Raw genomic sequence first — 14,501 nt, 5'->3', positions numbered from 1 at the left:
AAGACGACATGAAACTTGATATATCGGGCGAAGAAACCATTCAGGCCACGCAGGATCAGCTGTGGTCGGCGCTCAACGACCCACTGGTTTTGACGCGCTGCGTGCCGGGCTGCAAGGCGATGATCGAGACGTCGCCTGACAATTACAAGGTGGAAATGCAATTGCGCGTCGCCGCGGTCGGCGGCTCGTTCGAGGGCGAGATTTCATTGTTCGACAAGGTGCCGCCAACGACCTGCAGCATCAAAGTATCCGGTGCGGGCACGCTTGGCCACGGCAACGGCAGCGCCACCTTTCAGATCATTCCGGAAGGCGCTGCAGCCTGTCGGCTGAAATATCAGGGCGTCGGCGAGATCGGCGGCCTCGTCGCCGGTGTCGGCCAGCGCATCCTGAGCAGCGTGTCGAAACACCTCGTCGGCAAGTTCTTTACCACGCTGCGCAAGGAATTCGAAAGCCCGGTCGCCGGCGCAGCCTGATCAACTAAAATTCGAGGAGGGACGGCCATGAAAAAAATTATTGCAGGTTTCATCTGCCTATTTGTCGGAGTACCGGCCCTTCCCTCGTTCGCGCAGGCGCCCGAGCCTCTGTCGATCGTGGTGTTCGGCGCGCCATCCCTCGGCGCGTTCCTACCGCCAATCATCAAGGCGCAGAAGCTCGATGAGAAGAACGGCCTGGCGATCAAATTCGAAGAGCGCACGCCCGATGCCTATACCGCCCAGTTCAACTCCGGCGAATTCCAGCTGGGTGGAAGTGCAGCGCTCCTGACCGTCGGTTTGGCCGACGTCCGCGGTGTGAAAGTCGCATACCTTTTCAACCTGTTCGATTTCTGGGGGGCAGTCGTCACGTCGCGCGCCGACGTGAAAACGCTGAAGGATCTCGAAGGCAAGGAATTGGCGGCCGCAAAAGGCACGACGAATTATGTGATGTTCGACTGGTTCGCGCGCCAGCTTGGTGCCGATACCGGCAAGTTTGCCGTGGTGAACACCGCTACACCGGGGCTCGTCGGTTATGCGATGGCAGACCGCGCCGCGGCGGTTCATCTTTGGGAGCCCGCCTATACGACGCTGGTGACCAAGAAGCCCGCCGTCCGCACCATCGACATCGGAATCGCCGACAGTTGGAAGAAGTTCACCGGCAGCACGAACATTCCCTATCTGGGCGTTGCGGCCCACGTCGGCTGGATCGAGAAGAACGGAAAACTGATCCCAAAACTGTACGCCGCCTACAAGGAGGCGGCGGAATGGGTGACGGCGAACCCGGATCAGGCAGCCAAGCTGATCTCGCCGAAGGGGACGGCCGAAGACCAAAAGGCGATTGCGGATCTGATCGTGCACAAGGAGCGCCTTGGCTTGAATGTCCAATGGGCTTCGGACGTTCGCACGGAGATCCAGTCCGTCTATTCGGCCGGCAAGGCAATCTCGTTCCTACCGTCCGATCCGTCGGCCGCGACGGTCTATGAGGCAGCAAAATGACGGACGCAGCGCACGCGGCGCCGTCAGCGCAGCGGAATGCTTTGCTCGAATGGATCACGAGCATCGCGATCTCCATTCTGCCATTCATCGTCGTTATCGCGCTGTGGCAATTCGCGTCGCTGTTTTTTCCGCGTGTGCTGTTTCCATCACTGATCGATGTCTTCTGGCGCTGTCTGGAAATTTTCTCGAACGGCGAGGTGTTCTGGAATGTCGCCTCGACGGTCATTCGCATCCTTGCTGGGCTCGCGGGCGCCTTCGTGATCGGCGGGCTTCTGGGTCTCGTCATGGCGCGTTCCCGGCCGATCGACAAATTCCTTTCGCCGATCCTCACCTTGTTCCAGGGCATTCCTGCGCTGTCCTGGGTAGTGTTCGCGATCATCTGGTTTCACGGCACGGAGTTTCGAATCTTCTTCATCATGGTGATGACCACGCTGCCGGCGTTCACATTCCAGGTGATCGGTGCGTTGCGCGGGATGTCCAAGGACCTCACCGAGATGGTCTTCTCGTTTCGGCCGACACGGTTGAAGATGTTCCGGACCATGGTGGCACCGGCAATTCTTCCGGATATCCTGACGGCATGGAAGGTCAACCTCGGCAATGCCTCGCGTGTGGTCGTGGTCGCCGAGCTGGTCGGCGCGAGCGGGGGCGTTGGCTATCAGCTGCTGCAGCAGCAGCAGCTGTTCGACATGGCTGGCGCGCTGGCCTGGACGTTGCAGCTGGTGTTCTTCGTCCTCCTCGTCCAGGGGGCGCTGACGTTGATCGAGACGACTGCTTTCCGCTATCGGGCCGTTTCGGAGCGCGCATTATGACAGACACCATGGACATGACAGGCACAATGCCGATCTCTCTGGCTATTAGACTTGATGAAGGCGCCATATGTCTTTCCGACGTCTCCAAGGTGTTCGGAAGAGAAGGTAGCGTAGGCGCCTATCGGGCTGTTAATCATCTCAACCTCGACGTTGCTCCGGGTCAGATGCTGGCGCTGCTCGGCAAGACCGGCTGCGGCAAGTCGACGATCTTCAACATGGTCGCCGGATTGACCGAGCCGACGTCTGGCGTGGTCCGTGTCGGCGGGCGCGATCCGTTCGCGGATTTTAATTCGTTCCGGGGCAGAATGGCCATCGTCTTCCAGGGCGACAGGTTGTTGCCGTGGCGAACTGCGATCCAGAACGTTGAACTGGGACTGGAGATGCTCGACAATCCACCGGCCGACCGCAAGGATCGGGCTCAGAAGTGGCTGATCCAGCTTGGCCTCGGCGGCCATGAGAATGATTACCCGCATGCTTTGTCCGGCGGCATGCGGCAACGTGTTTCAATTGCCCGAGCCTTTGCCACTGACGCGCAAATTCTGCTCTGCGATGAGCCGTTCTCAGCGCTCGATGAATCGACCGCGGGCAAGCTCAGGGCCGAATTTGTCCGGCTGGTGAAGGAAAACGGAAAGACCGCAGTCTTCATAACGCACTCGATCAGCGAGGCGCTAGAAATCGGGGACCGCATCGTCGTCCTCAAGCGTCCAGCCGTGATTGCCTATGATGTGAGCTTCGATAAGACGACATCGCAGGAAGAGCGTGCGCTCATCCGCGAGCGGATCGGCGCAGTTCTAGCTGCTTGAGCGAAACAAAAACCTCAGGGGACGAGATATGCCGATTTCGACTTCAGGCGTTATGATCGACGTCGACAATGGCGTCCATCTGGCCGTCACTGATTCTGGCGCTCGCCACAAGCCAATTTTGTTGTTGAGCAATTCGCTTGCGACATCGAGCGGCATGTGGTCGGAGGTAGTCAACCTGTTAACGCCGCACATCCGGATTGTTCGCTACGATACGCGGGGCCACGGGGCGTCAGACGCGCCAGGCGATGGGTATACACTCGAACGGCTCGGCCTGGACGCTCTTGCAATCCTCGATGCGCTCGATATTCCGCGGGCTTACATAGGCGGCCTTTCTCTCGGCGGCCTCACCGCGATGTGGCTCGGTATCCATGCAGCCGATCGTGTTTGCGGACTTGTTCTGGCAAACACCGCGGCCAGTTTTCCGCCCGAAGCGATGTGGCGCGAACGAGCGGCCACCGCGCGCTCGTCAGGCCTTTCCGGCTATGTTCAACCCTCCCTGGATCGTTGGGTCACCCAGCAATATCGCGACGAGCATCCAGTACGCACCGCCGAACTCGCGGCGATCATAATGACGACGTCCCCTGCGGGGTATGCTGGTTGTTGCGAAGTGCTGGCCACGGCCGATCTGTTGCCCGATCTCCCACGGATCGCGTGCCCAGTGCACATCATTGCGGGCTCGCAGGATCTTTCAACTCCGCCGACGCGGAGCGAGCAATTGCGTGTAGCGATACCACAGGCCGACCTAACAATCGTTGACGCTGCACATATCTCGGCAATCGAGATTCCACAATCCTTCGTCGATGCCGTCCGCTCCATCGTTCGATATTCCTAAATAGGTCACTGCGCGATGGCCGCATCTGGCGGCTTGTGTCGCAAACGCCAGCTCACGATCGTGATTCCATTGGATAATCGGCGGACTCGGAATTGATGATGGGCACCGAGCAGACCGATCCGGCGTCGCTGTTTTACCCGTACATGCTTGAGCGGGTGCCCGCCTCTCACCTCCGGAGGCCTATCGACAGCTTGTCGACCTATGGAACTAGTTGGCACCATTCCAGCCCGCCCGGCCGGCCATGGATTGATTCTGAATCGCTCGTTAGAGTTTGTTGGTGCCTAATGCTACGGCATTCGCTCCGAATGCCGGTTGTGTGAATGGATGATTTTGGCTTTTAAAAATACAGGCACTTCAGCGGGAAGAGTAAATTCGAATTTCGCCGAGGCAGGACTTTGCGAGATACACCAGTTGCGCAAATTTATACGTTTCGACCAAATGGAAATGTTGCGTTGCAGTACTCAAATTCCAAAAAAACTTCCTTGACACGGTCGCTATTCCAGATAGCTTTATATTAAAGGTAAATCTCGTTCTGGGAGGAGCATATGAGCGCGGTTGGTGGCGTAGATCCTCGCGCTTTCCGCCATGCGCTCGGGCAATTTGCCACCGGCGTCGCGGTAATCACTGCCGAAGGGGCCCAAGGCCAGCCAATCGGGCTGACCATGAGTTCCTTCAATTCGGTTTCGATCGATCCGCCTCTGATTCTTTTCTCCATTGACCGCAAGGCATTTAGCCTGCAGGCGATGGCCGAGGCCAAAGGCTATGCGGTGAATATCCTGGGACGTGACCAGGAGCATCTGTCGAATAAGTTCGCGCGTGCGCTGGGCGACAAATGGGAAGCGGTGGAGCACACGCTGGGCCTTGAGGCGGCGCCGCTGATTGCGGGCGCGCTCGCACATTTCGAATGTGCGCCCTATTCGCAATATGACGGCGGCGATCACGTGATCTTCGTCGGCCGTGTCGTCAAGTTTTCGGCCTATCCGGTCAACGAGCCGCTGGTTTTCTTTCGCGGGGCCTATCGCAGCCTCAAGGATACCGAGCGCAGCCCGGAATGGCCGCTCCCGATGCACTACTAAAATTTGGAAGTTTCGAGGGACAGCATGATCAAGACCGGCGAACAGCATATTGCCAGCCTGCGGGACGGCCGCGAGGTTTACCTCGACGGCGAACTCGTCAAGGACGTCACCACCCATCCAGCCTATCGCGGCGCCGTCGCCTCGGTCGGCAAGATGTTCGATTTTCACAGCGCACCGGAAAATCGCGATCTGATGACCTTCGAGACCGAAACCGGCACCCGCGCCAACCGCATCTGGGAGCTGCCGGGCAGCTATGATGCGCTGGTCAAGCGCCGCAAGGGCCTCGAAGCCTGGACCGAGTTGCATGCCGGCTTCATGGGCCGCGCTCCGGACCATGTCGCCTCCTGCATCGCCGGCATGTTCATGGGCCTCGACGTGTTCGAAGGCTACAATGCCGACCGCGCCAAGGCGCTGGCCGACTATTATCGCTATGCCCGCGACAACGATCTCTATCTCACTTACGTCATCATCAATCCGCAGGCCGACCGCTCCAAGAGCGCGGCGCAGCAGGCCGATCCGTTCCTCTCGGCCGGCGTCGTTTCGCGCGATGAAGGTGGCCTGGTGATCCGTGGCGCCAAGATGCTTGCCACCGGCGGCATCATGGCGAACGAGGTGTTCGTCACCTGCATCCAGCCGTTGCAGCCCGGCGACGAGAAATATGCCGTCTCCTTCGCCATTCCGATGAACACCAAGGGTCTGAAGATCCTGTCGCGCAAGTCTTACGAGGCGTCGGCGACCTCGGTGTTCGACAATCCGCTCGCCAGCCGCTTCGACGAGAACGACGCCGTTCTGTATTTCGACGACGTAAAGGTGCCGTGGGATCGCGTGTTCATCGATCAGGACATCGCGATGTGCCAGAAGCAGTTCCACGCGACGCCGGCGCATTCCTATCAGAACTACCAGGCAATGATCCGCCTGTCGGTGAAGCTGCGCTTCCTGATCGGCATTGCGCATCGTACCGCCGAGACCAATGGCGTCATCGGTTTCCCGCAGGTCAAGGAAATGCTCGGCCAGCTCGCGGCTGAAGTCTCCATGGTTGAAGCCTTCGTGCTCGGCATGGAAGCCAAGGGTGCCCAGCGCGGCGCCTATTTCGTGCCAGATCGCGGTCTGCTCTATGGCGCGCAGGTGATCACCCAGCAGCTTTATTCCAAGGTCATCAACACGCTGCGCGAACTCGCCGGTGGCGGCATGATCATGCTGCCGTCCTCGGTGAAGGATTTTCAGAATCCCGAACTGGCAGCGCTGATCGGCAAGACCCAGCAGTCGCCGGCCGCCGGCGCGGTCGACAAAGTGAAGTTCTACAAACTCGCCTGGGATGCAGTCGGCTCCGAGTTCGCCTCGCGTCACTCGCAATACGAGATGTTCTTTGCGGGTGCCACCTTTGTGACCAAGGGCCATGCGTTCCGCACATATGACTGGGCAGGCTCCACGATGCTGCTCGACAAGATGCTGGCGAGCTATGATCTTGCCGACGAACTCACGACGGGTGGCAAGCCCATCGCCGCCGTTGCCTAACCCGTCACGACAGGACAACCATCATGGCCATTAACAAGATCCACGACGAATTCCGCACCATCGACATGTCTTCGGGCTGGGAAACGCCGCCCGGCTATCCAGCCGGCATCCAGCAGAAGATCCTGTCGGGTGCGCTCGACGAGGCAAACAAGAAGGGCAGCCGCACCCGCCTGCTGCGCTTCGAGCCGGGCGTGTACACAACCGAGCCGTTCGTGCATGAATACTGGGAAGAAGTGTTCCTATTCACCGGCGACCTGATCGTCGGCAACGACAAGCAGGGCAATGGCGGCGAAAGCTTCCAGCCGAACACCTATGCGGTCCGTCCGCCGGGCGTCTTCCATGGCCCGTTCAAGTCGGTCGGCGGCTGCGTGTTGATGGAGATCCACTATTTCGACCCAGCATAAAATCTCGACGCAACGACTGATCGTCGGTATCACTGGAGCTTCCGGCGCCATCTATGGCGTACGTTTGCTCCAAATGCTGCAGCAGACTGATATCGAGACACATCTCGTTCTCAGCAAGTCTGCCAAGCTGACGCTCACGCAAGAACTCGATATAAAGGCAATTGACGTTGCGGCGCTTGCCGATGTGGTTCATGCGGCGGAAAATATCGGGGCGACGATATCAAGCGGATCATTCCGGACAATGGGCATGATCATTGCGCCATGTTCGATGCGAAGCTTGGCCGAGATTGCGACAGGCGCTACTTCATCACTGGTCACCCGGGCAGCAGACGTAGTTCTGAAGGAACGTCGTCGACTTGTCCTTCTTGCGCGGGAGACGCCGCTACATCTAGGTCATCTCAAATCTATGGCCGCAGTCACCGAGATGGGCGCGATCGTGTACCCGCCGGTCCCTGCGTTTTACGCGAAGCCTGTGTCGATCGAGCAAATGGTGGACCAAACCGTTGGTAGGGTTCTCGACCTATTCGATATTGACGCCGATACGGTCCACCGGTGGGAGGGGCTGAGTTCGCCCAAAAGTCGGGAATAGATCCGAAAAAGCGAGCCGTAACTTGGAGTTATCGTTGATGGGGCAGGGGATCGAGTTCTCCGAGGAAAGTTGGCGCTTTGCGTTGAGGCTGTACGAAGCGCCTGGGGTCTCCGAGGCCTGCTTACGCCTTCAAGCCGAGGCGGAAGTGGATGTAATGTTCATGCTCGTGACGTTGTTCGCTGCTTCGCACAAAGGCGTCGTACTGACCTCAAGCGATATTGGGATCCTTGATGAAAACTGTCGGACTTGGCGCGACGAGGTCATAAAGCCACTGCGGCGTGTGCGCACAGTAATGAAAAGGATGGTATTGGGCGCCTAAAGCGCTGAGGCGTCATCGCTTCGTAACGCCGTCAAGACCAACGAGCTTTGTGCTGAGCGTTTTGAGAACGATCTGCTCGGAGATTTACTGTTTGCTTGGCCGAGCTCTTCGACAAAGCTCACGGCCGGCCAAGTCAGCGACTGTCTGATCGCCGTGGTGCGTCACTTTGGAAAAAGCGAACCAAGTGCTGACCTCTCCTCTGAGATAATTTTAGTGCTTCAGGCCGCCCTAGCCGCACGCGAATAGTGCAGCGCACGCTAACAATTTAATCATCGCGCAGCCAGTCGCCCGCTTGACTACCTTTGTCACTTAACTATCTTCTATTGCGATTTATCGTCGCGTGACTACAGGAATACACATGGCCCAACCGCAGATACTTGACACTCGTTTTCGTTCGGCGCTTGCACGCTTGGCCAAGAGTGATCGTATCCTGACATTCGAAAAACCAGTCGACCCGCATCTAGAGATCGCAGCGATCCTCAAAAAGCACGACGGTCGGCAGACAATGCTGTTTCCCTCCGTAGTGGGTTACGATGTTCCTTTAGTCGGCAATCTTTTGAGTTCGAAGGAGAATTGCGAAGCGGCGTTTGGCATCGATTACAGCGGCATTCGCGGTCTTGTGCAGCGCGCCATGGGGGCACCGCTGCCGCCCGAACTAATTCCCAATGCGCCATCTCAGGAGGTCGTGCTCAAGACCGGATTCGATATCACGAAGCTGCTTCCGGCGCTCTTCCATGCACCCAACGATGCCGGTCGTTACATCACGGCGGGGATTGTCGTGGTGAAGGATCCGGAGACTGGCGTCTACAATGCGTCCTATCACCGCCTGCAATTGCTGGGGCCTGACAAGGTCGCCATCAAGCTGGATTTCGGCCGTCATCTGCGTCTGGCCTTCGATCGCGCCAAGGCTCAAGGCAGGTCGTTGCCGGTGGCGGTCTGTATCGGTACCGATCTTGCGCTGCATTTCACGGCGGCCACCATGGGCTCGCAGATGCCGGAAAGCGCGGACGAACTCGCGGTTGCCGGCGGTCTCGCCGGTCGTCCGCTGACGGTCGCCAAGGCGGTCTCGCAGGACATGATCGTTCCTGCCGAAAGCGAATTCGTGCTCGAAGGTGAGATTTCTTTCGACGAGGTTGCGCTTGAGGGGCCGTTCGGTGAATTCGTCGGCTTCGCGGCGCCGGCTGCCGATGCGCCGGTTCTGAACATCACTGCCGTGACCCATCGTCTGCGCCCGATCTATCACGTCATCAACGGCTTCGGCCGCGAGACCGTCATCCTGCGCAAATATGTGCTGGAGGCGAGCCTGCTGAAGGTGCTGCAGGCAGCGATCCCGATCGTGGTCGATGCAGAGATGACCTCCGGCGGTCTGCATCGCTTCCACGCCATCATTCAGGTCAAGAAAGAGAGCCGGCAGCATAACGGTCTGCAGCGCAACGCGATCCTGGCGGCGTTCGGTGCGCTGAAGGATCTCGACCTCGTGACCGTCGTCGATCACGACATCGATATCCGCGATCCCATCGATGTCGAATATGCCATTGCCACCCGTATGGAAGCGTCGAGCGACCTGTTCATGATCCCGGGCGCACGCGGGCATGAATATGTGCGCGTCAGCAAGGACGGCATCCGCACCAAGCTGGGCATCGACGCCACCATCCCGTTCGAGGACCAGAACAAGTTCCGGCGCGTCGAATTCGCAACGACCGATGTGCAGTTGAGCGATTTTGCAAGCGGAGAAGACAAGGCGATCCAGGCGCTCGGGATCGTCGGAACGAACATTGCATAGTCTGAAGCCGATTGAATTATCCTCTCAAAGAACAGGACTAAATCGATGAAGCGACTTCTCGTAGCGACCATGCTGGTAGGCGCAGGGATCGGTGTCTCCACTGCATCAGCTCAGGAATGGCCCAGCAAAGCGATCAAGCTAATCGTGCCATATGCGCCTGGCGGCTACACCGATGCTGTCGGTCGTATCACCGCACGCTTCCTTGAGAAGGAGCTCTCGCAGACCGTGGTCGTGGACAACCGTCCCGGCGGGGGTGGCATCGTCGGCTCCGATCTAGTGTCGAAGTCGCCAGGGGATGGCTATACGCTGTGCGTCTGCAGTGCCGGCGCGATCTCGATCGCACCGGTCGCGCAGACGACATCGTATGATCCGCTGAAGAGCTTCAAGACGATCAGCGTCGTGAGCACCATTCCGCAGACTATCATCGTCAACAATGCGCTTCCCATCAATTCGATGGACGAACTCGTGAAGTACGCAAAGGCCAATCCTGGAAAACTCACCTATGGGTCGAGCGGCGCCGGCGGCCTGATGTATTACTCGGTCGCGCTGTTCGATAGCCGCGTCGGCACGAAGATGATCCACGTGCCTTATAAGGGCGGCGCCCCTGCAACGATGGCTGTGGTTGCAGGCGAGGTGAATCTGTCCTTCACCAATATGACCGACGCTTTGCCGCAGATGGAGGCAAAAACCGTTCGCGCGCTGGCGGTGACATCGGCGAAGCGCAGCGAGTTCGCGCCGAACCTGCCGACCGTTGCCGAAACTGTGGTTCCTAACTATGCGGTGGAATCGTGGAATGGCATCATGGCGCCCGCATCGACGCCGGACGCGATCGTCACCAAGGTCTCGAATGCGCTCAAGAAAATGGCCGCAGATCCGGACGTGAAGAAGCAGATGGCGGTTGTCGGTGCATCCACCGTGTTCACGACCCCGGCAGAGTTCTCGACGCAGATCGGCAAGGAAGTCGATCAGTGGCGCGACCTGCTCAAGGAAATCGGCGAGAAGAAGACCTGAGATGGCGAACGGGCGGACGGTGTCCCCACCTCACCGTCCGCCTTTCTGACACGTTGGCTAAGGAGAGTGCCAATGAAGACCTTTGCACAGAAGGGCAATACGGATGTCTATTCGGGACTGCTTCTGGTCGCGGTAGCCGCTATTGCTCTGCTCTATATCCGAACGCTAACCATCGGCACAGTTCTCGACATGGGACCGGGATACTTCCCGCTTGGTCTGGCCTTGATCGTGTTGGCCATGGGCCTGGTGCTGGTATTCAAGGGACTGACGACGGCGGGCTTGCCGGTCGGCGCGATCCATCTCCGGCCTTTGTTCTTCATTCTGTTGTCCTTCGTCGCGTTCGGCTTTCTGGTCGAACGTGCAGGTCTCCTGATCGCGATCCTCGTACAGGTCGCAATCGCGCATTTTGCGTCTAGCGAAGCAACCTGGCGCGCAACTGCCATCACCGGCGTTTCGGTGGCCATCCTGTCGTCGGTTGTCTTCGTTCTGCTTCTTAAAATCCCGGTGAACATACTGCCATGATGGATATTTTCTCTGGGCTTGCGCATGGCTTTTCCGTCGCCGCCACGCCGCTGAATCTCTTATTCTGTCTAGTCGGCGCGATCTGCGGCACGCTGATCGGCGTTCTTCCCGGTCTCGGTCCAGTTGCAACGATCTCGCTGCTGCTGCCAGCAACCTATGCACTCGATCCGACCGGCGCGATCATCATGCTGGCTGGAATCTATTACGGCGCGCAATATGGTGGCTCGACCACGGCAATCCTGGTAAACATCCCTGGCGAGTCCACATCGGTCGTTACGGCCATCGACGGCTATAAGATGGCGCAACAGGGCAGGGCCGGTGAAGCGCTCGCCATTGCGGCGATCGGTTCGTTCATCGCTGGCTGCTTCGGTACTGTGATCATAGCGTTGCTAGGCCCACCGCTTGCGCTGATGACGCAGAAATTTGCGTCGCCCGACTATTTCTCGCTCATGATCCTCGGTCTTGTATCGGCTGTGGTACTGGCCAATAGCTCGCCGTTCCGCGCCATTTCAATGATCTTTCTTGGGCTGCTGCTTGGAATGGTGGGCATGGACATCAATACCGGCGAAGCGCGGATGACGTTCGGCCTGATCGAACTGTCGGACGGCATCAATTTCGTCGCATTGGTGATGGGTCTTTTTGGCGTCGCCGAAGTCATCTCCAATCTGGAAGGCGTGTCGCAGCGCATCGTCAATCATTCGAAGATCTCCAGCATTTGGCCATCGTTCAAGGTGCTTCGCGGTGCCTGGGGGGCGGTAACCCGCGGCACATTGCTCGGCACGTTGTTTGGCATTCTGCCTGGCGGCGGCGCGACAATTGCGTCCTTCTCGTCCTATGCGCTCGAAAAGCGCGTATCCAAGACACCCGAACGTTTCGGCAATGGTGCCATCGAGGGGGTGGCCGGTCCGGAGTCGGCCAATAATGCAGCTGCGCAAACCTCGTTTGTTCCTCTGTTGACCATGGGCATTCCGACCAGCGCCACGATGGCTCTGCTTGTTGGTGCCCTGACGCTGCACGGTATCTCGCCCGGACCGACAATCATCTCGCGTCAGCCGGACCTTTTCTGGGGCCTGATCGCGAGCATGTTCATCGGCAACGCGATGCTGGTGATCATCAATCTGCCGATGATCGGGATCTGGGTTCGCTTGCTCAATGTGCCGTATCGGATCCTATATCTCGTCATCGTCGTGATCTGCGCCATCGGCGTGTTCTCGGTGAACAATTCGAGTTTCGACATCTATATGACCGTCGGATTCACGGCTCTTGGCTACATCCTGCGCAAGCTCGATGCCGAACCGGCACCGCTCTTGATGGGCTTTGTGCTTGGGCCGATGGTGGAAGAGAACTTCCGTCGCAGCCTGATCACCGCGCAGGGAGATCCGACGATCTTCCTTCAACGGCCTATCAGTCTGGCGCTGCTGTTAATGGCGTTGGCTTTGTTGATCTCGATTCTGATGCCGTCGATCAAGAAGCGCCGCGAAGAAGTGTTCCAAGAGTAACATCGCGAGAGCTCCACGCACCGAACCGAAGAGGATCCGCGGATGATGGCATGTCAATCGGCTCAGGCAGGGATTCTGAGAAACGGTGGAGAAATCTTGGTCGCTGCCTTGCAAGGCGGCGGCGCGGACCGGATGTTTGGCGTCCCCGGCGAGAGTGCGTTGCCAATCTTCGACGCGCTCTACGAGTCCAATACGGGAATCCAATTCGTCGTATGCCGCCACGAGGCGACGGCGTCACATATGGCGGAAGCGGACGGAAAGATGTCGGGGCGCCCCGGTATCTGCATCGTCAGCCGCGGTCCCGGCGCCATGCATGCGGCGATCGGGCTGCACACTGCATGGCAGGACTCGACGCCGATGATCCTGATCATCGGACAGGTGCCGCGCAGTCATCGTGGCCGCGAGGGCTTTCAAGAAATCGACTACACGCGCACCTTCGATGAAATGACCAAATGGGTGGCGGAGATCGACAATGTCGACTGCATTCCAGAAATGGTCAGCCGCGCTTTCCATGTGTCCATGCAGGGGCGGCCGGGGCCTGTGGTGCTGTCGATCCCGGAAGACGTACTCAGCGCCACAAGTGCGGTCAGCGATGTCGTTCCCGCGACGACTATCGAGGCGGCGCCGTCCGCGGCGCAGATGGCGGACATTCACCGACTGCTGCTACAGGCCAAGCGGCCGCTTGTCATTGTCGGCAATTGCGGATAGACGCCGGATGCGGCGGCGGCCTTCCGCCAGTTCGTCGAGCGCAATGATCTGCCAGTCGTCGCGGGATTCCGGTCGCAGGACGTGCTCGACAATCGTAGCAACCAGTATGTCGGGGATATCAGCCTGGGCTGCAGCCGCGCTCTGATGGCACATGTCCAGACGTCGGACTTGCTCCTGGTGATCGGCGATCGTTTGGGAGACGTCACCACCAATCACTACACGCTCCTCGACGTTCCGGTTCCGAAGCAGGTGTTAATCCATGTATTTCCTGGACCGGAGGAACTAGGCCGCGTCTTCAGGCCCACAGTGGGAATTCCAGCGAATTCAGCACGCTTCGTCGAGGCATTGGCGACGGTGGCACCACTCGATAAGAATACTTGGGCACCATGGCGTGCCAAGTTGCGTGCAGCGTATGTGGATTATCAGGCGCCGCGGACGGATGCGCCACCTTTCGATCTCGCCAAGGTCGTCGATCATCTGAACGACGTTTTGCCCGATGATGCCATCGTCACCAATGGCGCCGGAAACTATACGATCTGGCTCCATCGATATTACCGCTATCGCAAATTAGGCACGCAAATCGCACCTAAGTCTGGATCCATGGGATACGGCCCGCCTGCCGCGATTGCGGCGCAGTTGCGACATCCCGAGCGGCGGGTGGTCTGTTTCGCGGGCGACGGTTGTTTCATGATGGCGTCGCAAGACTTTGCAACCGCCGTCCAGCATCAACTTCCGATCATCGTGGTGATCGTCAATGATGCGATGTACGGATCGATCCGCATGCATCAAAAGCTGAATTATCCGGGGCGACCGAGTGGTACTGACTTGCTTAATCCAGATTTTGCGGCGCTTGCGAGAACCTATGGGGCTCATGGAGAAAGCATCAATCAACATGATCAGTTCCCAGGCGCATTTGAGCGCGCCATGCTTGCGGAGATGCCGGCGGTGATTGAAATCCGTGTGGATGGGAAGCAACTTACTCCAGACAGGAAGCTGCCGCTCTCCTAAGGCGTCGTTGCCCAGCACGGCGCCGACCGGTACGAAGCTATTTCTTCGGAGGTCGAGCGCGTGAGCAACGTAAAACCGGGCTCAGCTTGCGTTTCGTAGTAAGTGAAGCCGGTCCTGTTGTCGCGACGTCCTTTCGATAGGACGGACAGACCTA

The 14,501-nt window shown here is 58.6% G+C and carries 16 protein-coding genes and 1 pseudogene; all 17 read left to right on the top strand.

Annotation, left to right across the window (positions count from 1 at the left end):
* Positions 1-8 precede the first annotated feature (8 nt).
* On the top strand, positions 9-473 hold the full coding sequence (locus AB8B20_RS15995) for an SRPBCC family protein (protein WP_439074686.1): 465 nt from the start codon (positions 9-11) through the stop codon (positions 471-473).
* Positions 474-500: 27 nt separating this feature from the next.
* On the top strand, positions 501-1,469 hold the full coding sequence (locus AB8B20_RS15990; RefSeq protein ID WP_439074687.1) for an ABC transporter substrate-binding protein: 969 nt from the start codon (positions 501-503) through the stop codon (positions 1,467-1,469).
* Positions 1,466-2,278 carry an ABC transporter permease gene (locus tag AB8B20_RS15985; protein ID WP_439074688.1) on the top strand — a complete coding sequence of 271 codons (813 nt, stop codon included), beginning with the start codon at positions 1,466-1,468 and terminating at the stop codon, positions 2,276-2,278. The genes AB8B20_RS15990 and AB8B20_RS15985 overlap by 4 nt, the downstream gene beginning before the upstream one ends.
* Positions 2,275-3,081, top strand: coding sequence for an ABC transporter ATP-binding protein (locus AB8B20_RS15980; RefSeq protein WP_441253329.1), 807 nt, complete (start codon positions 2,275-2,277; stop codon positions 3,079-3,081). Before AB8B20_RS15985 ends, AB8B20_RS15980 begins: the two co-directional genes overlap by 4 nt.
* Before the next feature lie 28 nt (positions 3,082-3,109).
* Positions 3,110-3,913 (top strand): alpha/beta fold hydrolase, encoded by an 804-nt coding sequence (locus AB8B20_RS15975; protein ID WP_439074689.1) that lies wholly within the window; start codon positions 3,110-3,112, stop codon positions 3,911-3,913.
* A gap of 545 nt (positions 3,914-4,458) precedes the next feature.
* Positions 4,459-4,989 carry a flavin reductase family protein gene (locus AB8B20_RS15970; protein ID WP_439074690.1) on the top strand — a complete coding sequence of 177 codons (531 nt, stop codon included), beginning with the start codon at positions 4,459-4,461 and terminating at the stop codon, positions 4,987-4,989.
* Between the two features lie 24 nt (positions 4,990-5,013).
* Complete coding sequence (locus tag AB8B20_RS15965; protein WP_439074691.1) at positions 5,014-6,504, top strand: 4-hydroxyphenylacetate 3-hydroxylase family protein; 1,491 nt, start codon at positions 5,014-5,016, stop codon at positions 6,502-6,504.
* A gap of 23 nt (positions 6,505-6,527) precedes the next feature.
* Positions 6,528-6,908: a cupin gene (locus tag AB8B20_RS15960; RefSeq protein WP_439074692.1), complete on the top strand. Its 381-nt coding sequence runs from the start codon at positions 6,528-6,530 to the stop codon at positions 6,906-6,908.
* Position 6,909: 1 nt separating this feature from the next.
* Positions 6,910-7,497: a UbiX family flavin prenyltransferase gene (locus tag AB8B20_RS15955; protein WP_439075047.1), complete on the top strand. Its 588-nt coding sequence runs from the start codon at positions 6,910-6,912 to the stop codon at positions 7,495-7,497.
* A 37-nt stretch (positions 7,498-7,534) separates the two neighbouring features.
* On the top strand, positions 7,535-7,816 hold the full coding sequence (locus AB8B20_RS15950) for a TIGR02444 family protein (protein WP_439074693.1): 282 nt from the start codon (positions 7,535-7,537) through the stop codon (positions 7,814-7,816).
* Positions 7,817-8,174: 358 nt separating this feature from the next.
* Complete coding sequence (locus tag AB8B20_RS15945; protein WP_439074694.1) at positions 8,175-9,599, top strand: UbiD family decarboxylase; 1,425 nt, start codon at positions 8,175-8,177, stop codon at positions 9,597-9,599.
* 45 nt (positions 9,600-9,644) lie between these two features.
* The gene (locus tag AB8B20_RS15940) at positions 9,645-10,610 is read left to right on the top strand and encodes a Bug family tripartite tricarboxylate transporter substrate binding protein (protein ID WP_439074695.1); all 966 of its coding nucleotides are present in this window, start codon (positions 9,645-9,647) and stop codon (positions 10,608-10,610) included.
* Positions 10,611-10,682: 72 nt separating this feature from the next.
* Positions 10,683-11,132 (top strand): tripartite tricarboxylate transporter TctB family protein, encoded by a 450-nt coding sequence (locus AB8B20_RS15935; RefSeq protein ID WP_439074696.1) that lies wholly within the window; start codon positions 10,683-10,685, stop codon positions 11,130-11,132.
* Positions 11,129-12,631, top strand: coding sequence for a tripartite tricarboxylate transporter permease (locus AB8B20_RS15930; protein ID WP_439074697.1), 1,503 nt, complete (start codon positions 11,129-11,131; stop codon positions 12,629-12,631). The genes AB8B20_RS15935 and AB8B20_RS15930 overlap by 4 nt, the downstream gene beginning before the upstream one ends.
* Positions 12,632-12,673: 42 nt before the next feature.
* On the top strand, positions 12,674-13,339 hold the full coding sequence (locus AB8B20_RS15925) for a thiamine pyrophosphate-binding protein (protein WP_441253328.1): 666 nt from the start codon (positions 12,674-12,676) through the stop codon (positions 13,337-13,339).
* A gap of 18 nt (positions 13,340-13,357) precedes the next feature.
* Positions 13,358-13,675: pseudogene (locus AB8B20_RS15920) on the top strand (thiamine pyrophosphate-binding protein); the annotation flags it as partial.
* 18 nt (positions 13,676-13,693) lie between these two features.
* Positions 13,694-14,347 carry a thiamine pyrophosphate-dependent enzyme gene (locus AB8B20_RS15915; protein WP_441253342.1) on the top strand — a complete coding sequence of 218 codons (654 nt, stop codon included), beginning with the start codon at positions 13,694-13,696 and terminating at the stop codon, positions 14,345-14,347.
* Positions 14,348-14,501: the final 154 nt, after the last annotated feature.

Source organism: Tardiphaga sp. 866_E4_N1_4 (genome assembly GCF_052076075.1).
In the GTDB taxonomy this organism is placed as follows: Bacteria; Pseudomonadota; Alphaproteobacteria; order Rhizobiales; family Xanthobacteraceae; genus Tardiphaga; species Tardiphaga robiniae.
The sequence above is the reverse complement of the archived record's forward strand: the minus strand, read 5'-3'. Positions and strand labels throughout refer to the sequence as shown.

What these genes read in the sequence shown, in the direction of transcription:
- AB8B20_RS15945 (WP_439074694.1), top strand. Translation starts at nt 8,175, where the DNA reads ATGGCCCAACCGCAGATACTTGACACTCGTTTTCGTTCGGCGCTTGCA.
- AB8B20_RS15925 (WP_441253328.1), top strand. Translation starts at nt 12,674, where the DNA reads ATGATGGCATGTCAATCGGCTCAGGCAGGGATTCTGAGAAACGGTGGA.
- AB8B20_RS15965 (WP_439074691.1), top strand. Translation starts at nt 5,014, where the DNA reads ATGATCAAGACCGGCGAACAGCATATTGCCAGCCTGCGGGACGGCCGC.
- AB8B20_RS15970 (WP_439074690.1), top strand. Translation starts at nt 4,459, where the DNA reads ATGAGCGCGGTTGGTGGCGTAGATCCTCGCGCTTTCCGCCATGCGCTC.
- AB8B20_RS15950 (WP_439074693.1), top strand. Translation starts at nt 7,535, where the DNA reads ATGGGGCAGGGGATCGAGTTCTCCGAGGAAAGTTGGCGCTTTGCGTTG.
- AB8B20_RS15975 (WP_439074689.1), top strand. Translation starts at nt 3,110, where the DNA reads ATGCCGATTTCGACTTCAGGCGTTATGATCGACGTCGACAATGGCGTC.
- AB8B20_RS15985 (WP_439074688.1), top strand. Translation starts at nt 1,466, where the DNA reads ATGACGGACGCAGCGCACGCGGCGCCGTCAGCGCAGCGGAATGCTTTG.
- AB8B20_RS15995 (WP_439074686.1), top strand. Translation starts at nt 9, where the DNA reads ATGAAACTTGATATATCGGGCGAAGAAACCATTCAGGCCACGCAGGAT.
- AB8B20_RS15930 (WP_439074697.1), top strand. Translation starts at nt 11,129, where the DNA reads ATGATGGATATTTTCTCTGGGCTTGCGCATGGCTTTTCCGTCGCCGCC.
- AB8B20_RS15980 (WP_441253329.1), top strand. Translation starts at nt 2,275, where the DNA reads ATGACAGACACCATGGACATGACAGGCACAATGCCGATCTCTCTGGCT.
- AB8B20_RS15960 (WP_439074692.1), top strand. Translation starts at nt 6,528, where the DNA reads ATGGCCATTAACAAGATCCACGACGAATTCCGCACCATCGACATGTCT.
- AB8B20_RS15935 (WP_439074696.1), top strand. Translation starts at nt 10,683, where the DNA reads ATGAAGACCTTTGCACAGAAGGGCAATACGGATGTCTATTCGGGACTG.
- AB8B20_RS15940 (WP_439074695.1), top strand. Translation starts at nt 9,645, where the DNA reads ATGAAGCGACTTCTCGTAGCGACCATGCTGGTAGGCGCAGGGATCGGT.
- AB8B20_RS15990 (WP_439074687.1), top strand. Translation starts at nt 501, where the DNA reads ATGAAAAAAATTATTGCAGGTTTCATCTGCCTATTTGTCGGAGTACCG.